This is a genomic window from Clostridium transplantifaecale (assembly GCF_900626075.1).
Lineage (GTDB): Bacteria > Bacillota > Clostridia > Lachnospirales > Lachnospiraceae > Otoolea > Otoolea transplantifaecalis.
Genome location: NZ_UYZY01000004.1, coordinates 279742 through 299799 on the forward strand (window position 1 = coordinate 279742; position 20058 = coordinate 299799).

Consider the following 20058-nt stretch of genomic DNA (forward strand, 5'->3'; position numbering starts at 1 on the left):
GGAAGCGGGCGATGGATCATGCAAAGGAAGCGGCCGGACAGGCCGATAAAGTAAAACAGATAGAAATTTTGGGAGAACCGGCCTGGGAGCTGAGCAGTGAACGGTTAAACTGCATTGTTTTCCCGGGCCACGGAGGAAAAGTATTATCCATAAAATCCAGGGAAACCGGCTTTGAATTATTATTCCAGAATCCCCGGGAAAGTTTCAAAAGGGCGGAGCCGGGAAGCTCGTTTGAGGAATTTGAGGCCTGCGGCTTTGACGACGCATTTCCGTCGATTGATCCGGGATTCGTTACCATAGGCGGACGGGAGGTAGCTTACCCGGATCACGGTGAAATCTGGTCCGCCGGATTTGACTGCCTGTCGGACGGTGAGGGCCTCTGTTTAAGTTATCAGAGTAAAGTTCTGCCGTACCGGTATGAAAAACGCCTGTCACTTTGCGGGGATACACTGCATTGCAGCTACCGGATAGAAAACCTGGGCAAGGAAGCCTTTCCCTGTATTTGGGCCTGCCACTGCCTGGTTGTCTATATGCCGGATATGCGGATGGTATATCCGGCTGGGACGAAGGAGCTCGAGGTGGTGCTGGATTCGGGGCGCCTCGGTCCGGCCGGGACGGTTCACCAATTTTCTCCTTTGCCGGAGCCGGGAACCCGGGACTTTACCCGGGTGCCGGGAGCAGGGACGGAAGGAATGGAGAAATATTACGTGCGGGGACAGGTAAAGGAAGGAAAATGCGGCTTTATCTATCCTTCGGCGGGGATGGCGGCAGACCTGGTGTACGATGAGAAAGAGCTGCCTTATCTTGGGTTCTGGATTACAACGGGAGGATACAGAGGGGATAAAAACTGCGCATTTGAACCGGCCAGCGGCTATTATGACAGTATCGGGAAGGCTGCGGCCAATCAGCGCCTGCGGGTGCTCCGGCCGGGGGAAGTGATGGCATTTAACCTGGAAATCCGGTTGTATCCGTGGAAACAAGAACGGCAGATGGGGAGGAAAGGAGAGAATTCCGTTGAAAAGGGAAGAAATGATTCGTGTGGTTGAGGAACATAAACTCATTGCGATTATGCGCGGAGTGGAGAAGGAGCGGGCGGTACCGGCTGCGCAGGCAATGTACCGGGGCGGCATCCGCTGTCTGGAGGTCACGTTCAACCAGAAGTCGGATACCAGGATTGCAGATACAAAAGAGATCATCTCTGAGCTGAAACGAAGCTTCGGCAGCCGGATGCGGATCGGAGCGGGGACCGTCATGTCGGCCACTGAAGTTCAGGCGGCATATGAGAGCGGGGCGGAATTTATCCTGGCGCCCAATGTGGACACTTCCGTGCTGGAAGAGGCGGAGCGGCTGGGGCTGGCGTCCGTGCCCGGAGCGCTTACCCCGTCGGAAATCGTCCTGGCATATGACCGCGGCGCCGCCATTGTGAAGCTGTTTCCGGCCGGCAATATGGGGCTTTCGTACTGCAAAGCAATCTTTGCTCCTGTCAACCACATCCCGATGCTGGCGGTAGGCGGGATTGGACTTCATAACCTGACCGATTATCTGCGGGCAGGATTTACCGGGGCGGGACTGGGTTCATGCCTTACAGATGCCCGGCTGATTCGGGAAGAACGCTATGAAGAGCTGGAAAAGCTGGCGGGACAATTTGTGGAGAAGGTACGGGAAGCGGGTGGCTGATGGAGAAGTATACAATTGCAATTGACGGAGGGACAACAAATACCAGAGCCGTTCTCATAGACGGAAACCGGGAATTTGCTGCAATTGAGATGTCCCGGACTGGGGTAAAGGATACGGCTGTGGACGGCCATAACGGGAAGCTGAAGGAGGCGGTCAGAACCTGTATTCACCGTCTGGTGGAAAAGCATCTTACCGGTTTTGACGAGGTGGAGCGGGTGATTGCCAGCGGAATGATCACATCCGGCTCCGGCCTGTATGAGATTCCACACGTAACCGCTCCGGCCGGAGTCTTTGAACTGGCAGGGCAGATGCGGGAAGTTATGATAGGGGATGTATGCCCGCTTCCGATTCTGTTTATCCCCGGCGTGAAAAACTGTGATGCTCCGTTCACGATGGATAATTACCGGACGATGGACATGATGCGCGGCGAGGAAGTGGAGAGCATTGCCGTACTGGAGGCATATCCCGAGGACAGGCCCTGTCTTCTTATATTGCCTGGTTCCCATATGAAGCTTGTGGCGGTTAATGAAAAAGGGCAGATAAGCGGCTGTCTTACTACGCTCAGCGGGGAGCTTCTGTCCGCGGTGACGCATCATACGGTCATTGCCGATGCGGTAGGGAACAGTTTTGCGGAGCCGGATGCCTATAATCTTCCAATGGTGCTTGAGGGCAGCAGGGCGGCGGCAGCAGCCGGGTTTTCCCATGCATGTTTCCAGGCCAGAATTTTGAATCAGTTTGTGGAACCGGATCACCAAAAGATTGCGTGTTTTCTCCTGGGAGCCGTTTTACAGAATGATATCGAAGTACTGAAAAGGGCCGGGCGGCCCTGGACGGACTGTGACGTTCCCGTTATTATCAGCGGAAAATTCCCGCTTGGAAGGGCATTTGCAGATTTGATGAGGGAAGACGGTTATTACCGGGATATCCGGGAATTTTATCCCCATTCAAAGCTCCCGCTTTCGGCTCTGGGCGCGCTGATTGTGGCGGATGCGGGCGGGGGAGCACATGTTCGGGATACGCAGGTTTAATAAAGATATAAAAATAATGAAAGATGGTTGGGAAAGAGTGAAAAGCTCATCCTGACTATCTTTTTTTGCGTAGTGGAAAAGTGATGGAAATTCTCCTTTGATTTAAAACGCCATTCGGGCAGGAGTGCATTGCGTCGACGAGGACTTATGCCGCTGAAGCGGCCGGATGGAGATGCCGTCTGTGCCTCGAAAATGTAAGAAATTCACTCTTTTTGTAAGGATCTTCCAGCAGCCTGGTATGATAAGATTAGAGTAGAAGAAGGATCTGCTCATCCGAAGTAATATCCTGAGTAATAAGAGGGGATTTTCATGCTCCTGAAATACAGAAAGGAGGATTCCATATGTCCGGACTGGTAAAAGATTATGACACATTCCGTATACCGTACAGTCTTACGGAGACGGAACAGCTGGAACGCTTTTTTGAGAAGAAGGCAGGGGAGGGCCATATGATTAAGATGCTCTCCAATTTTGGCCAAAGAGGGGATTTCCTGATGACAGCTCCGGGAAAATACCATTTTTCAATTGGCATATACGGTAAGAAGGTGACGAAGGAAGAGGAGAAGACGGAGCAGTTTATGGAGTTTCGTCAGCGGTGGGAGGAGAGCGGCTGGATTTATGACGCGGCGCTTAAAAACCTTGTGGTATTCTACAGCAGGGAAGAGGAGCGTCCCACTGTGCCATACACGGTATATCCTCCCTGCCGTCCGGAGGGACCACGTGAAGTGACCGTAAAAGAGGAGAATAAGGCCCTGCTTGGCATGGTCATGACGAATGTACTGCTGGTGATTCCCTACCTGTTCATCTTTGCCATCAATCCGATTCGACGCAATCACCATTATGAACTGCTGGAGTTATTGTCCTGTCTTTGTATAGCTCTTACTCTGTTCTGGATTTGGGAGACTCCCGCAATCGCGGTGAAACTCAGGCAGAGGGAAGCGGTACGGTACAGGAAAGAGACGGGAAGTGTTCCGGAATTCTATTTGTTTTGGGATGAGCTGACGCTGAATACAGCCGGAAGCCTGGCGCTCAGTATCGTTGGAATCATCTTCGGACTGAAGAGCCTGGCATTCAGGACTACGGCTCTTTCTGCGGCGGCATTTCTGGTGACAGCGGTATATATGATCTTCCTGTATAAGGAATACAGAAAAAAGAGGGAGCGGTATTATGGCGTGCAGCGTTTTATTTCCGTAACGCCGTGTCTGCTGCTGATCGCTGCATTCTGCTTTTATCCGTATCAGGAAACGTACCGTTACGCGCCCTCAGGTGCGGACTGGCTTATGGGAAGCACGGCGGAAGAAAGGGAGGCTATTTCCCAGGGACTGAGCCCGGAGGAGCTGGGCTGGGGAGAAGAGGAATACAATTTTTATATGGACACATCCAATATGGCCTGCCGGTCGGAGCGGATTATCTTCCACAGGCAGGAAACGGAGTATGCGATGGATATAAGAAGAGATGATTACGAAAAAAACAGCAGATATATAGGAACGCTCCAGGCCGAATTAAGAAAAGAAACATATCTGAACCTCTATCTCAAACAGAAGAAGCTGTCCCTTGACGGCAGTGTTCTGCTGGACACGAAAGGAGAAATGAATTACTATCTTACTCAGACAGGCAAAGAAATCATAGGGGTGAGCGGAAAAAAGGTTGTCATTTATTTTCTTAATACCTATGATGAGCGCTCGTTTAATCCTCAGGACGGGAAACTTCTGAAGGAACTTGAAAAGCTGGAACAAAAGCAAAAGAGCGGTGAAAGCGGCTCCATAAGGGCAGCAGCGCAATCATAAGACAAGGACGGTTTTAATAAGATGGAAATCAAGGTATTAGCAGACAATAATACGTATATCGATCAGTATTTTCTGGGGGAACCGGCGGTCAGCTATTATATAGAAGCAGACGGCTGCCGCATCCTCTTTGACACCGGTTATTCGCCGGCATTCATCTCGAATGCGTCGAAGATGGGAGTTGAGCTCGAAGCAATCACGCATCTGGTGTTTTCACATGGGCACAATGATCATACAAGAGGTTTTTGCTGGCTGGCGGAGAAGAATGATTTAAGAAATGTGGAAATCATTGCACATCCCGGGTGTTTCGACGAAAAGACGGATGAAACCGGCCTGGATATCGGTTCCCCCCTCACGGAAGACGAGGTAAGGAGGACCGGTAAATACAGACCAAGCGCTTCTCCGTATTTTATCACCGGGAACTGCGTCTTTCTGGGGGAAATCCCGCAGAAGAATGATTTTGAGACGAGAAAACAGATTGGAACCCGTAAAATACGGGGAGTAAAGGAGCGGGATTATGTGATGGATGATTCCGCGCTGGCGCTGAAAACGGATCAGGGCCTTTTCATTGTCACGGGCTGCTCGCACAGCGGGATCTGTAACATTACGGAATATGCGATGGAAGTTTGCGGCGAGAGGCGTATTGCCGGAATTCTGGGCGGCTTCCATCTGTTTGACACGGACAGCCGGCTGGAACGGACGATAGACTACCTTGGGAAGCTGAATGTAAAAGCTTTCTACCCCTGCCACTGCGTTTCGTTCAAGGCTAAAGCGAAAATGAACGAGGTTCTTCCCGTTGAGGAAGTGGGAGTGGGGCTGAGTATTGTTTTGTGATTTAACTGCCATGAAGCGGCAGTTTTTCACCGCCGCGGGCGGGATCGGTCAGGGAAAGAGGTTTTCCAGACCTGTCCTGTCTGTGACGGTGATTTTGCGGTACCCGAGGCTGATGTAGCCGAGGCTGCAGAATTCGTTCAGGATTTTTGTCACGGTCACCCGGTTCAGTCCGACGCAGATTGCCAGTTCTTCGTGGGAATAAGGCAGGGTGGAACCGATGATACCCTTATCCGGATTCGGATATTCCGTCTCGTCCAGAAGAAAACTGGCCACCTTCTGCCGCCGGTCATAGAGCGTCAGGCGCTTTACCTGACTGCAGAGGTGGTTGCAGGAATCGGTGAGAAGCTGAAACAGAATGAGGCACAGTTCCTCCGATTTCATCAGATATGGCATAAGGCTCTGGGCCGTGCAAGAGATGAGTGTGACTTCGTTGACCGCGCTTACCGTGGTGGGGCGGGAGGACTGGGACAGGAAGGAGGAATCTCCTACCAGACGGCCCGCCTCCATGACGGCGAGTGTAATTTCCCTGCCGTCGTCGCCCATATAGTAGATCCGGACGCGGCCTTTTTTGATCAGGTAGATGGTTCCGGCCGGTTCGCCCTGCATATAGACGATACCGCCGGGAGGAACTGTTCTTGTGAGTCCGGCCTGTTCAAAATAGAAGAACAGGGACTCCGGTACTTTTATCATAATTTTACCTTTTCGCGTATGATTTATTAAAGTTTAGCCGCAGGCTGAACTTTAACGGATTCTATAATAATTGTAGCATAGATTACAGTTTGTGAAAAGCCCTTGCGTTATACTGTAAAACAGTAATTGCAATATGATGTGGACAGTAATAACGAAAGGGAGAACGGGGATGAAGAAAGAGTATATGATGGCAGGGGGAACCATTATTCTGTGGGGGATGATGCCGCCTTTTGCAAAACTTCTATTAAACGGACTGAGTAATGAGAAAACGGTTTTTCTCAGCTCTCTCATTGCCTTTGTTTTTCTGGCTGCCGTAAATCTGGCAACAGGAAAAGGTAAAAAATTCTTAGAGTACGGGGTAAAAGATTACGTGAAAATGCTCGCCCTCGGTTTTCTGGGAAAGTTTATGTATTCGGTACTCTATTTTTATGGACTTTCCGTACTGACCGCCGGTGACGCCTGCATAGTCAATTATCTGTGGCCGGTTATGACCGTGATATTTTCCTGCCTTTGGCTGGGAGAAAAATTTACGGTCAGGAAGAGTATGGCAATCGCCATTTCTTTTACGGGTGTTGTCCTTGTGGCATCCAAGGGGAGTCTGGCCGGGCTTCTGGGCGGAAACCTGAAAGGCGTATTAAGCTGTGTCCTGGCGGCGGTGTGTTATGGGGTTTTCAATGTTTTGAATAAGAAGGATAACAGGGATCAGTTTGTCAGCATGACGGTCTATTTCTTCACGGCAGCTCTGTTCTCCGGAATCTGGTTCTTTGCAAAGGGAGAATCCGCTGTCCTGACGGGAGTGCAGACGGCGGGCATCATCTGGCTTGGAGTCTTTATGGACGCCGCGGCATTTCTCATGTGGGCCCTGGCCCTCCAGAAGGGGGACACGGCCAGATTATCAAATTTTGTTTACATTACACCATTCATGGCAGTCCTGTTTTCGGCTCTGTTCCTGAAGGAGGAGATTGATATTTATTCTGTGATCGGCCTGATGTTTATCGTAGCAGGCATTTTCGTACAGATGGGGTTCTCCGGCAGGAAATCCAGTTCGCGGGGGCGGGAGAGGATTGCTTGAATTTAACAGAGGAGAGCGAATGGGTATCTATCATATAACGGGTGAGAATCTTAAGAAATTGGAACCGCTTTACATGGGCTGGGAAGAGACGATGATATGGTCGGTTCTTCAGGGAGAGATGGGCAGCGCCTGGGCGGATTCCCTGACAGAGCCGCGCTCGGCCAGGCTGGTGATTGCGGATTTCAGCTTTCTGGCGGGAGAGCCTGTCGGAGAACTGGCTGAGTTCTGGCCGGAGGCCGCTTCCGGCTTTACGATCATGGTACCGGAGAATGAAGCATGGTCGGAGACGATTCGGCGGATCTACGGGGACAATGCAAAACAGATTGTGCGTTATGCGATTAAGAAGGAGCCGGATATTTTTGACCGGGATAAGTTGAGAAAGATGGCTGCCGCGCTTCCGGACGGCTATGAATTAAGGATGATGGATGAAGCGGTTTACCGCATGGCCCGGGCAGAAAAATGGTCAGAGGATTTATGCTCCCAGTTTCCGGACTGGGAAACTTATAGAAAAAGAGGCTTGGGAACGGCCGTTCTGCATGACGGTATTCTTGTGTCGGGGGTATCCTCCTATACGGTATACCGGGAAGGAATTGAGATAGAGATAGATACAAAGGAAGAACACCGCAGGAAAGGCCTGGCCCTGGCAGGCGCCGCCAGACTCATCCTGGAGTGCCTGGACAAGGGGCTTTATCCGGGCTGGGATGCACAGAACAGGGGCTCACTGGCGCTGGCCGAGAAGCTAGGATACCATTTTGAGCGGGAGTATACGGCGTTTGAAGTATACAGGCCGCAGAGAAGCGCCGGAGCATTGCCGGAAGAACATTAGAAGAATGATTACAAGATAGAAAGAAAATAGAAAAAAGATAGAAACGGGGACGCTGAAAACAGATTGGCGTCCCCGTTGTTATGATGGAAGAATATGGTATTCCGCGGAGGTTCCCGGGAATTTGTCCGGTGCGGAAAGTTTCTGGGATTTTAAGAGGGCTGGTGCGGATTTATCGGCAGGAAATAAGAGGCAACAAAAACTCAGAGTTCTGGCAGATAGTGGAAAAAAATCTCAAAAAGTGATTGACAATAAGGTTAGCATGTGCTAACCTTATTGTTGAGTTAGATAGAACTAATTTTAGTTTGTATATCCTAATGTCATGCACGAAAGGGTGATGATATGGAAAGGGAGGTAAATATGCCAATTTCTATGGGTACGGTTGGATCATCTTACACAATCAAGAAGGTAAGCGGTAATTCAGAGGTGCGCTCCCATCTTCAGTCTATGGGCTTTAATGAGGGAACTCCGGTCAAGCTGATTACACAGTTAAACGGCGATGTGATCGTCCACGTGAAGGAGTCCAGAGTGGCAATTAATAAAGAACAGGCCCGTCATATCCTGGTCTGACCGGGAGAACGGTTTTAGCGGCATGATGAAGACACTGAATCGTTTCGCTGCAGGTATATAAAAAGATAGAGAATGAATGGTAAGGAAGGAGCACTGTCATGACACTGAAAGAAGCAAAAGTGGGTTCCACCGTAAAGGTGGTCAAGATCCACGGAGAAGGCGCCTATAAGCGGCGCATCATGGATATGGGAATTACGAAGGGGAGCGAGATCTTTGTCAGAAAAGTAGCGCCTCTTGGAGATCCGGTTGAAGTTACAATCCGGGGGTATGAGCTTTCACTGCGTAAGGATGATGCTGATTGTGTGGATATCGAGGAGATAAGCGCCTGAGACACGTCAGTATAATATTTTGCCGACGGGTTAGCTTTGAATAACCTTTGTTTAAATAAGCACTTCAGTTAATATAATTGCGAGAATAGCAGGAGGATGAAAAAAATGGCAATACATATTGCATTGGCAGGAAACCCGAACTGCGGTAAAACAACCATGTTTAACGCGCTGACGGGAGCAAATCAGTATGTCGGAAACTGGCCGGGGGTAACGGTTGAGAAGAAGACGGGAAAGCTGAAAGAAGGAAAGACGGGGGAAGAGGTTAACGTAACCGACCTTCCTGGTATCTACTCCCTTTCTCCTTATACACTGGAGGAAGTCGTATCCAGAGATTTTATTTTGAAGGAAAAACCGGATGTCATCGTAGATCTGGTGGATGCGACTAATATTGAGAGAAACCTCTATCTGGCCACACAGCTTCTGGAGACCGGAATTCCGGTGGTGATCGCCCTCAACATGGCTGATCTGATGAGAAAGAATAACATTAAGATTGATGTAAAGACACTGTCAAAGAGGCTGGGCTGTCCGATTGTGGAGACGTCCGCACTTAAGAAAATAGGTCTTAACGAGGTTGTGGAGACGGCAATCCGTCAGGCAAAAGCGTCAAAGGCGCCGGAAGTACAGGCAATTTTCGACAACTGGGTTGAGACGAGAGTAGAGCAGATCGAATCGGAGCTTCCTACCGGAATTCCGGAGGGGGAAAAGAGATGGTACGCAATTAAACTGCTGGAACAGGACAACAAGGTCCTGGAACAGTTTGGACTGGAGAAAGACAACCGGTATTCTAATTATACAAAGGATCTGGAAAAAGAGTACGACGATGACGCTGAATCCGTAATTACGGATCAGAGATACCAGTACATCCAGAAACTGATTGAGGACACCGTAAAGAAACCGGCGGCTAAAATGAGTGTTTCCGACCGGATCGACAGCATTGTGACGAACAGAATCCTGGGTATTCCGATTTTCGTACTTGTTATGTGGGGGGTATACTACGTTTCCGTAACAACGCTGGGAACCTTTGTAACAGACTGGACCAATGATACGTTTGTAGGGGCCGTTCAGGGCTGGGCCGGCGGACTGCTTGAAATGGCAGGGGCGTCGGATCTGATTATGAGCCTTGTGGTGGACGGAATTATAGGCGGTGTGGGAGCCGTTCTCGGATTTGTTCCGCAGATGGCTATCCTGTTCCTCTTCCTCTCCATTCTTGAGGATTGCGGCTATATGGTCCGAATTGCATTCGTTATGGACCGCGTGTTCCGTCACTTCGGACTTTCGGGAAAGAGCTTTATCCCGCTGCTGATTTCTTCCGGCTGCGGTATCCCGGGAATCATGGCAAGTAAAACAATTGAGCAGGACAATGACAGAAGACTTACAATCATGACCGCCACCTTTGTTCCCTGTGGCGCCAAACTTCCTGTAATCGCACTGATGGGCGGCGTTATGGCAGGACATCTGTCGGGCAGCGCCGCAATTGGCGGAATGATGGCTCCGCTGATGTATTTCCTTGGCATCGGCGCAGTGCTTATATCGGCTATCATGCTGAAAAAGACAAAACCGTTTTCCGGAAAACCGGCCCCGTTCGTTATGGAGCTTCCGGCGTACCATGTTCCCTCCGTTAAGACGGTGCTTCTCCATGTTTGGGAACGACTGAAAGGATTCATTATTAAGGCAGGTACCATCCTGTTCCTGGCCTGTGTGGTAATGTGGGCATTATCTACTTTTGGATTTGAAAACGGAGCCTTTGGTCTTGTGGAGGATTCATCCGCATCCCTTCTCTCCGTAATCGGCGGTGCAATTGCTATTGTGTTCCGTCCGCTGGGCTTTGGCGAGTGGCAGCCGGTAGCGGCTTCTATTTCCGGTTTTACCGCAAAGGAAGCGATTGTAAGTACGATGGGCGTTCTGGCGAATGTGTCGGAAGAGCTTTCAGAGGATCCGGACGCTGTTGCAATGGCTATCCAGACATGGTTCCCGTCTGCGATTGCAGCATTCTCCTTCCTGGTATTTAACCTCCTGGATTCCCCGTGCCTGGCGGCGATTGCCACGATGGCACAGCAGTTCCAGTCCAGAAAATGGTTCTGGTTTGCAATTCTTTACCAGAACATCTTCGCTTACGTAGTTGCACTCTGTATCTACCAGCTGGGCGGCCTGGCTGCCGGTGTTGTTGCATTTAACGTATGGACGGTAATCGCATTAATCTGTCTGGCGCTGATGCTCTATATGCTGTTCAGGCCGGATCCGTATAAGGCGCAGAAAACCTACTCCAGAAGTTCCGTGGAAGCTGCGGCGTAAGCACTAATCAGTAAGTTCCAGAACTTCCGGGCGTGTTTGAAGGGAGAAAAGAGATGGGAGATTCATCCGGATCGATGTTATATGCCGTTGCCGGTTTCCTGATTTTATATTTTGCCGGAGTGATAATCTACAAAGTATATGATATAATAAAAAAGACAATCGGCAGGATTTCAAAGAAATAGATGGGAACCTGACGGCAAAGACAGAGATAACTGAAATGAAATAACAGACAGAGATCGGAAAAGAGGATGCGGTATGCAGGCAATAGATATTATTATTTTAATAGTAGTGGCGGTTCTGCTGCTCCTGGCGCTCCGCTCCACCCTGAGGCATTACAGCGGTAAGGGCGGCGGTTGCTGCGGCTGTTCCGGCTGCTCGGGAGGAAGTTCCTCCTGCAGTACGCAGGGCAGTGTGAAGACCGCCAAAAGCGCCGGGGAGTTCATCGGAGGAAACAGTCTCTCTAAAACTCTTCAGATTAACGGTATGCACTGTAACACCTGTAAGCAGTCCGTGGAGAGCGCTTTAAGCCATGTGAGCGGCGTTATCTGTGCGGATGTGGATTTGGAAGCAGGCACAGCCGAAGTATTCATGAAAGAGGAAGTGACGGACTTAAAGCTTAAGGAAGCAGTGGAAAATAAAGGATTTGAAGTGAAGGAAATCCGGAAGGCGGGCTGACCGCAGTTTCGGAACCGTAAAAATACCGGCGGTACGGGAGATTTCCCATACCGCCGGTATTTTTATGAATTGGGTGATGCCCCACTTTTAACAGAACCTGCTAGAACCGGAACAATAGGAAGACTACAGGCGTTGCCAGAATAAGCGACAGCACGACCCTCTCAAACCAGATAATCAGTATATCCTTAATGCTGAGTTTAATATCGGTTCCAAGAATACACGGAATCGATGCCGAGAAGAACAGAATCTCGGAAACACACACGATGGCGATAACAGCCTGGGATGCCGGTGAACCGGCTGCTACGATATTAGCCGGAAGGAACATCTCGGCAAGGCTGATTGCGCAGCCCTTGGCAACCATGGCAGCTTCAGAGCCGAAGCCCAGCAGCATGGCAAACGGAAGGAATAAGTATCCCAGAATATCAAATACTGGTGTAAATGCGGCAAGTACAAGGCCGAGGAAACCGATTGCCATCAGAGTAGGCCCGATATTAAGCGCCATGTTAAGGCCGTCAATAAAGTTTTTTACAAGACCGTCTACAAATTTCGGTGCGCGTGCGCAGGCATGCAACCCCTCATCCACAGCAGTGGAGACTAATTTTCCTTTTTCAACCTTTGGCTCAGGAATGACTTCCATATCGTTATAACCCTTATCCGACTTCTTGCACAGCGGATAGATGCGGGTGGTGATGGCGGTAACCACAAATGTGATAATCAGGGTAGCCCAGAAATACAGGTTCCAGTGATCCATCAGTCCCAGAGTTTTTGCAACTACAATCATGAAGGTAGCGGAAACGGTGGAAAATCCGGTTGCAATGATACTGGCTTCTTTTTCGGAATAAAATCCTTCTTTATAAACCCGGTTGGTAATCAGAAGACCTACCGAATAGCTTCCTACGAAAGAAGCTACCGCATCGACGGCGGAACGCCCCGGAGTTTTCCAGATGGGACGCATAACCGGTTTCATAAATACGCCGATAAATTCCATGAGTCCGTAATTAATCAGGAAAGACAGGAATACGGCTCCGACGGGTACAAGGATGGTTACAGGAATTACTACTTTGTTAAATACGAATGGCAGCATGTCGGGGGTGTGGAAACTCTCCGGTCCCCAGCCGAAGATAGCCATGCCTACGACACCGATGCCGATTACTTTAAATATAGAAAAAATGGTGGTTACCACATCTTTATTCCAGGTTTTGCGGACAAATGGGAGGATTGCTCCCACAACGACAACCAGTCCCGCATAGACTACCTCAAAGTGAGGGATGGAGCGGAGCGCTGTCACAATATGGTCAATGGGAATCGATTTTTTACCGCCTACGCTGATTGTGATGAAGAACATAAAAATACCAACCAGATTCAGCAGGACGAATTTCATTACGTTGGAGCTGCTTCTTGAATTGTCAGTCATTTTCTTTTCCATGTCTGTTTCCCCTTTATCATTATTTTTTTGATACGTATCAAGTGAATAAAGTATAACATAAATAAAATATAAAACGTTTTTTTACACAATATTAACAGCGGTTATCTATCATAATGACATTATCTTATATGAAATGTACATAAAACTACAGGACATTCATGGTATAATTGGGCAAATGGTAGTAAGGAAGTTAAAAATATGATAAAATCAAAGGGACAAACTGAAAAATATAAATGAAAGCGCCATAAAAAAGAAAAAGGACTGGTCCGTTATGAAAATGAACCTGAAGAATAAGATTACATTTAATATCTGCATCATTGTTATTTTATCCCTCGTAGTCATGTGTACATCTCTCTATGCAATGTCTGCTTCAATTCTGAGTGAGGATTCCAATACATTTACCGAGGTCCAGATTTTAAGGGCCCAGGAGAAAATAGAACTTCAGGTGGATAAGATACGTCTGGAGACGCTGGCCCTGTCAAAGGATCAGCGGGTCAGGGATTTTTTTAAGGGTAAGCTCGGAACAGAGGAACTGAACCGTTACCTTACGGAAGAGATGGAGACGATGAACCGGGAAGCGGAAAGCTATTATTATAAAGATCTATTTTGTCTGGATCTGGACGGTGTCATTACATCATCGACGATGCCTAATGCAATGTATGTGGATCTTTCCAGCAGAAAATATGTCCAGGAAAGCTTTAAACAAAGCACGACGGCGACAAGTGATATCCTGATTGCCCTGACCGATCAGGCCAGCATAGTCAACACGACACATCCGGTATTTGACGAAAACGGAGGGATGCTGGGCCTGTTCGGCATTGCCATCCGGGCTGAGAAGTTTGTCGGTTTCATCAAAAACTTTGCCATTGGAGAAAACGGCTATTTTTCTATTGTCGATTCAAACGGGCTGGTTCTGTCCCACCGGGATCCTGCGCTGATTGGGCATCCGGCTGCCGAGGTACTGCCGTTTTTTTCCGAAATGAATGGCGAAGAGCCGGGAGAAATATACAAACATGTGGATCATGATTATGTCTGCTCCTATAAAAAAATGGATCAGAACGACTGGGTGCTGTATACCGTGATGCCCCGGCGGGAACTGGCCGCAAAATCGCTTCAGCTTTTAAAGTCTGTTATTATATTTGGTACGATTATCTCGGGATGCGCTATATTTGCCAGCATCTATTTTTCAAATAAAATTTCTTCGCCGATCGACAGTATTACGGAATATATCAACAGCGCGGAGAGCGGGAATGATTTTCTGGGAAATTCGATTAGTGAGACGATAGAAAATGTGAAGACAAATGCATTTGACAAGGAGGCCCATGCCCTGATCCAGAAGTCCAGGACCCTGACGGCGTCCCTGGAGATGAAATCCTATCTGACAGCCCGTTTCCTGTCTGCTTTGTCCCATGACATAAGGACGTCCCTGACCCTGATAAAAGGATATTCAAAGGGAATTCTCTCGGGCCTGGTGGAGGACGAGGAGACAAAGGAACGGTTTATCCAGGAGATATACAGAAGCGCCGACACGCTGGAGAGGATATCCTATGACGTGCTGGACAGCACCTATGAGGCCCAGAACAGCGAACAGATTAATAAGGAGATTGTCTACGCGGAAGAATTCTGCGAATCCCTCTACCAGACGGCCCAGGCTTATGTGGAGAATTCCGACAGGCTCTTTGAGGGGAGCCTTGAGAAAGCCGGCGGCAAACTTTTTATCAGTGATGTGAAGATAATACGGGTATGGCAGAATATGCTGAGCAACGCAGTAAAATATTCCGCGCCCTATTCAACGGTTTCGATCCGTATTACCCTTGAAAACGGGCAGTTTCTGTTCCAGATAACGGATCAGGGAATGGGGATCAGTGCGGATGAGAGGGAATATATCTTTGATATGTTCTATAAAGGGGATCCGTCGCAGAAGGAGAGTTACGGACTGGGGCTCTATGTGTCCAAACGGATCCTGGAAGCACACGGTTCCAAACTCTGTTTTGAATCGGAGCCGGGCAAGGGGAGCACATTCTGGTTTAAGCTGCCGGCAATGGCGGATACAAACGGCGACGCCTCTGAAGCAGAGGCGTGATGGCGAATCGGTACAGTCCGATTAAGCGGATACGGCCAGGGGAACCGTTTCAGACATTCCGGGAGTCTGTCTTCCTGATACTACCGCAGTTCGGCCTCAAACATATATCCGACGCTGCGGATGGATTTGATGAATCCTTCCCCGCCGCCCAATTTCAGTCGAAGCCGTTTAATGTAAGTATTGACAATGTTTTCATCATACAGATCACTTTCCCATACATCGGCCAGAATCTGCTTTCTGCTGACCGCGGTAAATGCGTGATCGACCAGGTAGACAAGCAGGCGGAATTCCGTGTTGGACATGCGGATCTCTTCACTGCCTTTCGTCACCCGGTATGCGCTGCGGTAAATTTTGTAATCTTCAAATTCAATGGGGGCTTCCATGGTGCGCGATGCTTTAAAACGTTCCACCCGCCCGATATGGGCGCGCACCCTGGCCAGCAGCTCCACGGGATCGAACGGTTTCACAATATAGTCATCGGCTCCCGCGCCCAGGGCCTGTACCTTGTCAAAGGAAGCGGCATTTGCGCTCAGCATGATAATCGGGACATTGCTGAGCTGCCGGATGCGGCGGCACACTTCGACGCCGTCCATTCCGCGCATATTGATATCCAGGATAATGAGATCCACGGTTTCGTCAAACAGTGCCAGGGCGTCCTTTCCGCTTTCGGCGCACAGGGTCAGAAAACTATACAGTCTCATATATTCTTCCAACATTTTTACGACTCGTTTGTCATCATCTACAATCAGGATTTTTTTCATTGGCGTGTGATTCCCTCTCAGAACATTATTTTATGATGCTATAATCTTATTATAGGAAGGATAGGGAGGGAAAGCAAGGGGAGGTTGAAAAATGAGGGGACTTTTGCAGGGGATGGACTGGGGAATATGGGGGGAGGTCTTCAGTCCCGGCGAGGATGGTTGCGGAGGGGGAATACGGGCTGAAAAAATTCCTACGGGGACTCGCTTGCGCTTGTGGAATGCGAAGCGGCTGCTAACCTCGTATAAGACCTCGGTAAGCACCGTCGGATTCCAAGGTCCCCTGCGGAATATTTTCACCCTCCGTCCCCCCTGGGATGTGCGTCGACGGGACTGAAGACCGGGATGGGATCGGCCCCCGTCCGCCGGCTCTGCAGAGGCCGGTGTCCTCTTTTTCAAAGGGAGAGGATTATCAGCGGCCGAAGGCCGTGTACGGGATGGGGCTCGACGCGCTGGGCGTCTTCAGTCCAGGTCATAGTGTTCCGGCGGGGGAGGAGAGCGAAAACTTTCCGAAGGGGACCTTGGAATCCGCCGGTGCTTGCTGAGGTTTTACACGAAGCTAGCAGCCGCTGCGCATTCCACAAGCGGGAGCGAGTCCCCGTAGGAATTTTTTCGGCTCGGATTCCCCGCCCTGCCAATCCCGCCCGGGACTGAAGACTCATTCCCCATCTCCCATCCCATACCCCCCTTCCTGCCGCATCCTCATTTCTCCCATCCCCCAGAAGAAACATTTCTGCTTGCAATCCATTTACGAATCCAGTATAATTAGAGTAACCGGTTTCTCTAATAAAAGTTCGACTAATTAAAACAGTGTGAAAATTCACAGGAGGGCATTAAAAAATGGTGAAAGATTATCTGGAAAAAGTGTATTCGGGGTTTCTGGGAATGAATATTGGAATCCGTCTCGGAGCTCCGGTGGAGCCGACTATCTGGAGTTATGACAGAATACGGAAAACTTATGGAGAAATCACAGATTATGTAAAGGAATTTAAAAATTTTGCTGCCGATGACGATGCCAACGGCCCCGTGTTTTTTATAAGAGCTCTTTATGACGATGCGAAAGACAGGGAGCTTGTACCGCAGGATGTTGCCAGAGCCTGGCTCAATTATGCCAGGGAGGGTGTCGGCATGTTCTGGTGGGGAGGCTACGGAACGAGTACCGAGCATACCGCTTATCTGAACCTGAAAAATGGTATTGAAGCGCCTCAGTCGGGTTCCATTGAGCAGAATGGGCTGATCCTGGCGGAACAGATCGGGGGACAGATTTTTACTGATACATGGGGACTTGTGAATCCCTGTAATCCAAAGAAAGCCGCGGATTACGGCGAGGCGGCGGCCAGTGTATCCCACGGCGGGGAAGGAGTGCTGGGAGCCAGATTTTTCTGCGCCGCTATTGCCAGGGCATTTGAGTCGGACGACATTTTTGATATCATGGAGACAGGACTTGCCGAGATTCCAAAGGACAGCCTGTATCACCGGGTGGCCGATGCAGTTCTCGATTTCTACCGCGCCCATCCGGAGGAGGAGTCCTGGCGCGACTGCTATCAGATGCTGGTGCGCGACTGGGGATACGATAAATACCAGGGAGTATGCCACATCATTCCCAATGCCGGAGTCTGCTTTATGGCTATGGCTTACGGCAAAGGGCAGTTTGACAGGACCGTTGAGATTGCGACAATGGCAGGCTGGGATACGGACTGCAACGCAGGTAATGTGGGCACGGTACTTGGAGTGGCCTGCGGCCTTAAGGGGATTCCGGAGCGTTACAGAAAGCCGGTTAACGATGGAATTGTGTGCTCCAGCATATCAGGATATCTGAATATCCTTGATATCCCAACCTTCTCGAAAGAACTGGCAATGCTCGGTTACCGTCTGGCAGGAGAGAAGGCTCCGGCCGAGCTTGAAGGAAGCTTTAAGAATGGAGAAGTTCATTTTGACTTTGAACTGCCGGGCAGCACCCACAATATGCGCCTTTCGGATCCGTTCTTCTGCGCCCTGTCCCATTCACAGGATCAGGCATACAGCGGAACAGGCTCCCTCAAAATTCTCGTGGACCGCATGGTGCGCGGAGACCAGTGCAAGGTATTCTACAAACCATTTTATACCAGAAATGATTTCTCGGACGAGAGATACAGCCCTGTATTTTCACCGACTGCATACCCGGGGCAGAAGGTTACGATGAAACTTTACCTGGATCAGTGGGAGGGCTGGGAGACACTCGGGATCGCTCCTTTCGTACATACGGTTTATGGAAAAGAAAACCTGCTTCAGGGATACATTAAGCTTGTTCAGGAACAGTGGATCAACGTTGAATTTACAATTCCTGATGTGGACGGCGATATTGTGGATGAAGTCGGAATTGTGATCGAGGGATATTCCCCTTCGAAGAAAAAAAGCCTTGGCCTGATTTACCTGGATGACTTTACTATTACCGGACCGGCGGCCTATACGATTGACATCAAAAAACAGAAAAAAGAATTCGGCTGCGTCACGCCGTTCTCTACCGATCATGGGGCATGGGACCTGTACGGGGGCACGATGAATTTGATGCGTAACGAGGAGGCATTCGCTTATACCGGAAATTATTACAGTACGGATTACAGGATTGCTGCAACAGTAATTCCGCGCCACGGCGCATCGCACCTGATTACTGCGAGAGCACAGGGAGCAAAGCGTTTTTATGCCGCGGGTTTTGATGAAGAGGGAAAAGCCGTATTGCTTAAAAATGACTTCGGCATCGAAGTTCTGGCCGAGTGCGGTTTCCCGTGGGAATACGGCAGAGAATACAGAATGGAGATGGAATGTATCAAAGGACGAATCATATTTAAGATCGACGGGGAAAAAGTCCTGGAAGCAGAGGACACGTGTTTTGCAAACGGAATGTTCGGCTGCGGTTCCCTGAAGACGGGACGCACCTCCTACGCGGATTTTGCCTATACAGATTTACAGGCACAATGAGGAAGTGTACGGAGAACGTGTAATTGACAAAATAAAGGTATCATGATGCTGGAAGAGCAAGGCTGATGTCCGCGGGAACGGCGGTTACGGAGTGAGCACAGCCGGAAGAAAGGTTTGGGTGTAAGAATGAAAATATTGAATTTTGGTTCCCTTAATATTGATAATGTCTATACCGTGGATCATTTCATACGTCCCGGTGAGACGATGAGTTCCCTTGGGATGGAAGTATTCTGCGGCGGCAAGGGCCTGAACCAGTCTATCGCTATGGCCCGTGCAGGGGCGCAGGTCTGGCACGCGGGAGCTGTGGGCAGGAACGACGGCGGGAAACTGCTGGAACTTCTGGCGGAGTCGGGCGTAAACACAGAATTTGTGCGCAAGACGGACGGTGTGTCGGGCCATACGATCATCCAGGTGGATAAGAACGGCCAGAACTGCATCATTCTGTACGGCGGTGCGAACCAGGAAATCACATCGGGCCAAATCGACGAAACACTGTCTCATTTTGGGGAGGGAGACATTCTACTGCTTCAGAATGAGATAAACGGACTTGCCGGACTGATCGAAAAGGCATCGGAAAAGGGGATGAAGATTTACCTGAATCCTTCTCCGGCGACAAAGGAGCTGCTGGAACTTCCGCTGGAGCTTGTGGATTGCTTTATCCTGAACGAGGTGGAGGGGGCTGATATCTGCGGACAGGAGGCAAAGGAGGAAGAGATTCCCTGCCTTCTGCGTGGAAAATATCCCCGCGCCGTGGTTCTTTTGACTCTCGGCAGCAGGGGATGTATTTACTACGACGGTGAAAAACGTTATGAACAGCCGGCTTTCCGTGTCGATGCGGTTGATACGACGGCGGCAGGGGATACATTTACAGGGTATTTTATTGCCTCGGCGGTAAAAGGGAGCACGGTGCCGGAAGCTCTTTTGAAGGCAACGAAAGCCGCGGCTATTACTGTAATGGGAAAAGGGGCGGCTCCTTCCATTCCCTGGGAAAAACAGGTAGAAGAAGCAAAATTGCCTTAGAGGAATTTTCAAACACGCTTTAGAGTGTGGCGTCTCTGAGTC

Annotated in this window: 18 protein-coding genes; 15 read left to right on the forward strand and 3 right to left on the reverse strand. The window is 49.6% G+C overall.

What is annotated here, in order from left to right:
* The first annotated feature begins 11 nt into the window (after nucleotides 1-11).
* The 5 genes from EJL91_RS16265 (at nucleotide 12) to EJL91_RS16285 (ending at nucleotide 5320) form a co-directional block, all read left to right on the forward strand.
* Nucleotides 12-1046: an aldose epimerase family protein gene (locus EJL91_RS16265; RefSeq protein ID WP_206429511.1), complete on the forward strand. Its 1035-nt coding sequence runs from the start codon at nucleotides 12-14 to the stop codon at nucleotides 1044-1046.
* Nucleotides 1015-1677: a bifunctional 4-hydroxy-2-oxoglutarate aldolase/2-dehydro-3-deoxy-phosphogluconate aldolase gene (locus EJL91_RS16270; RefSeq protein WP_243125408.1), complete on the forward strand. Its 663-nt coding sequence runs from the start codon at nucleotides 1015-1017 to the stop codon at nucleotides 1675-1677. The genes EJL91_RS16265 and EJL91_RS16270 overlap by 32 nt, the downstream gene beginning before the upstream one ends.
* Nucleotides 1677-2705 carry a 2-dehydro-3-deoxygalactonokinase gene (locus tag EJL91_RS16275; protein ID WP_125143020.1) on the forward strand — a complete coding sequence of 343 codons (1029 nt, stop codon included), beginning with the start codon at nucleotides 1677-1679 and terminating at the stop codon, nucleotides 2703-2705. Before EJL91_RS16270 ends, EJL91_RS16275 begins: the two co-directional genes overlap by 1 nt.
* A gap of 341 nt (nucleotides 2706-3046) precedes the next feature.
* A complete protein-coding gene (locus EJL91_RS16280; RefSeq protein WP_125143021.1) occupies nucleotides 3047-4489 on the forward strand; it encodes a DUF2812 domain-containing protein in 1443 nt (480 codons plus the stop codon).
* Nucleotides 4490-4510: 21 nt separating this feature from the next.
* Nucleotides 4511-5320 carry an MBL fold metallo-hydrolase gene (locus EJL91_RS16285; RefSeq protein ID WP_125143022.1) on the forward strand — a complete coding sequence of 270 codons (810 nt, stop codon included), beginning with the start codon at nucleotides 4511-4513 and terminating at the stop codon, nucleotides 5318-5320.
* A gap of 48 nt (nucleotides 5321-5368) precedes the next feature.
* Here EJL91_RS16285 and EJL91_RS16290 read toward each other — a convergent pair whose 3' ends face one another.
* Nucleotides 5369-6010, reverse strand: coding sequence for a Crp/Fnr family transcriptional regulator (locus EJL91_RS16290; protein WP_125143023.1), 642 nt, complete (start codon nucleotides 6008-6010; stop codon nucleotides 5369-5371).
* Between the two features lie 169 nt (nucleotides 6011-6179).
* On the opposite strand from EJL91_RS16290, the gene EJL91_RS16295 reads away from it, so the two are divergent.
* From EJL91_RS16295 to EJL91_RS16320, 7 genes are all read left to right on the forward strand, one after another.
* Nucleotides 6180-7082 (forward strand): DMT family transporter, encoded by a 903-nt coding sequence (locus tag EJL91_RS16295; RefSeq protein ID WP_125143024.1) that lies wholly within the window; start codon nucleotides 6180-6182, stop codon nucleotides 7080-7082.
* A gap of 19 nt (nucleotides 7083-7101) precedes the next feature.
* The gene (locus EJL91_RS16300; protein WP_125143025.1) at nucleotides 7102-7908 is read left to right on the forward strand and encodes a GNAT family N-acetyltransferase; all 807 of its coding nucleotides are present in this window, start codon (nucleotides 7102-7104) and stop codon (nucleotides 7906-7908) included.
* 357 nt (nucleotides 7909-8265) lie between these two features.
* The gene (locus EJL91_RS16305) at nucleotides 8266-8475 is read left to right on the forward strand and encodes a FeoA family protein (protein ID WP_125143026.1); all 210 of its coding nucleotides are present in this window, start codon (nucleotides 8266-8268) and stop codon (nucleotides 8473-8475) included.
* A gap of 98 nt (nucleotides 8476-8573) precedes the next feature.
* Nucleotides 8574-8804 carry a FeoA family protein gene (locus EJL91_RS16310; RefSeq protein WP_125143027.1) on the forward strand — a complete coding sequence of 77 codons (231 nt, stop codon included), beginning with the start codon at nucleotides 8574-8576 and terminating at the stop codon, nucleotides 8802-8804.
* A 105-nt stretch (nucleotides 8805-8909) separates the two neighbouring features.
* Nucleotides 8910-11096, forward strand: a complete 2187-nt coding sequence (gene feoB / locus EJL91_RS16315; protein WP_125143028.1) for a ferrous iron transport protein B — start codon at nucleotides 8910-8912, stop codon at nucleotides 11094-11096.
* Between the two features lie 53 nt (nucleotides 11097-11149).
* Complete coding sequence (locus EJL91_RS25150; RefSeq protein WP_279230048.1) at nucleotides 11150-11278, forward strand: hypothetical protein; 129 nt, start codon at nucleotides 11150-11152, stop codon at nucleotides 11276-11278.
* 73 nt (nucleotides 11279-11351) lie between these two features.
* Nucleotides 11352-11771, forward strand: coding sequence for a heavy-metal-associated domain-containing protein (locus EJL91_RS16320; protein ID WP_125143029.1), 420 nt, complete (start codon nucleotides 11352-11354; stop codon nucleotides 11769-11771).
* A 100-nt stretch (nucleotides 11772-11871) separates the two neighbouring features.
* Here the strand turns inward: EJL91_RS16320 and EJL91_RS16325 are convergent, their stop codons facing one another.
* A complete protein-coding gene (locus tag EJL91_RS16325) occupies nucleotides 11872-13197 on the reverse strand; it encodes a YjiH family protein (RefSeq protein WP_125143030.1) in 1326 nt (441 codons plus the stop codon).
* A 271-nt stretch (nucleotides 13198-13468) separates the two neighbouring features.
* Between EJL91_RS16325 and EJL91_RS16330 the strand changes: the two genes are divergently transcribed.
* Complete coding sequence (locus tag EJL91_RS16330; RefSeq protein WP_243125409.1) at nucleotides 13469-15280, forward strand: sensor histidine kinase; 1812 nt, start codon at nucleotides 13469-13471, stop codon at nucleotides 15278-15280.
* 80 nt (nucleotides 15281-15360) lie between these two features.
* Here EJL91_RS16330 and EJL91_RS16335 read toward each other — a convergent pair whose 3' ends face one another.
* Entirely contained in the window at nucleotides 15361-16041 is a 681-nt protein-coding gene (locus EJL91_RS16335; protein ID WP_125143031.1) for a response regulator transcription factor, read from the reverse strand.
* Nucleotides 16042-16878: 837 nt separating this feature from the next.
* On the opposite strand from EJL91_RS16335, the gene EJL91_RS16340 reads away from it, so the two are divergent.
* Both EJL91_RS16340 and EJL91_RS16345 read left to right on the forward strand, forming a co-directional pair.
* Entirely contained in the window at nucleotides 16879-18996 is a 2118-nt protein-coding gene (locus tag EJL91_RS16340) for an ADP-ribosylglycohydrolase family protein (protein WP_125143032.1), read from the forward strand.
* Nucleotides 18997-19122: 126 nt separating this feature from the next.
* Nucleotides 19123-20016, forward strand: a complete 894-nt coding sequence (locus EJL91_RS16345) for a ribokinase (RefSeq protein WP_125143033.1) — start codon at nucleotides 19123-19125, stop codon at nucleotides 20014-20016.
* The last annotated feature ends 42 nt before the right edge of the window (nucleotides 20017-20058 follow it).

What these genes read in the sequence shown, in the direction of transcription:
- EJL91_RS16265 (WP_206429511.1), top strand. Translation starts at nt 12, where the DNA reads ATGGATCATGCAAAGGAAGCGGCCGGACAGGCCGATAAAGTAAAACAG.
- EJL91_RS16275 (WP_125143020.1), top strand. Translation starts at nt 1,677, where the DNA reads ATGGAGAAGTATACAATTGCAATTGACGGAGGGACAACAAATACCAGA.
- EJL91_RS16280 (WP_125143021.1), top strand. Translation starts at nt 3,047, where the DNA reads ATGTCCGGACTGGTAAAAGATTATGACACATTCCGTATACCGTACAGT.
- EJL91_RS16285 (WP_125143022.1), top strand. Translation starts at nt 4,511, where the DNA reads ATGGAAATCAAGGTATTAGCAGACAATAATACGTATATCGATCAGTAT.
- EJL91_RS16290 (WP_125143023.1), bottom strand. Translation starts at nt 6,010, where the DNA reads ATGATAAAAGTACCGGAGTCCCTGTTCTTCTATTTTGAACAGGCCGGA.
- EJL91_RS16295 (WP_125143024.1), top strand. Translation starts at nt 6,180, where the DNA reads ATGAAGAAAGAGTATATGATGGCAGGGGGAACCATTATTCTGTGGGGG.
- EJL91_RS16300 (WP_125143025.1), top strand. Translation starts at nt 7,102, where the DNA reads ATGGGTATCTATCATATAACGGGTGAGAATCTTAAGAAATTGGAACCG.
- EJL91_RS16305 (WP_125143026.1), top strand. Translation starts at nt 8,266, where the DNA reads ATGCCAATTTCTATGGGTACGGTTGGATCATCTTACACAATCAAGAAG.
- EJL91_RS16310 (WP_125143027.1), top strand. Translation starts at nt 8,574, where the DNA reads ATGACACTGAAAGAAGCAAAAGTGGGTTCCACCGTAAAGGTGGTCAAG.
- feoB (WP_125143028.1), top strand. Translation starts at nt 8,910, where the DNA reads ATGGCAATACATATTGCATTGGCAGGAAACCCGAACTGCGGTAAAACA.
- EJL91_RS25150 (WP_279230048.1), top strand. Translation starts at nt 11,150, where the DNA reads ATGGGAGATTCATCCGGATCGATGTTATATGCCGTTGCCGGTTTCCTG.
- EJL91_RS16320 (WP_125143029.1), top strand. Translation starts at nt 11,352, where the DNA reads ATGCAGGCAATAGATATTATTATTTTAATAGTAGTGGCGGTTCTGCTG.
- EJL91_RS16325 (WP_125143030.1), bottom strand. Translation starts at nt 13,197, where the DNA reads ATGGAAAAGAAAATGACTGACAATTCAAGAAGCAGCTCCAACGTAATG.
- EJL91_RS16330 (WP_243125409.1), top strand. Translation starts at nt 13,469, where the DNA reads ATGAAAATGAACCTGAAGAATAAGATTACATTTAATATCTGCATCATT.
- EJL91_RS16335 (WP_125143031.1), bottom strand. Translation starts at nt 16,041, where the DNA reads ATGAAAAAAATCCTGATTGTAGATGATGACAAACGAGTCGTAAAAATG.
- EJL91_RS16340 (WP_125143032.1), top strand. Translation starts at nt 16,879, where the DNA reads ATGGTGAAAGATTATCTGGAAAAAGTGTATTCGGGGTTTCTGGGAATG.
- EJL91_RS16345 (WP_125143033.1), top strand. Translation starts at nt 19,123, where the DNA reads ATGAAAATATTGAATTTTGGTTCCCTTAATATTGATAATGTCTATACC.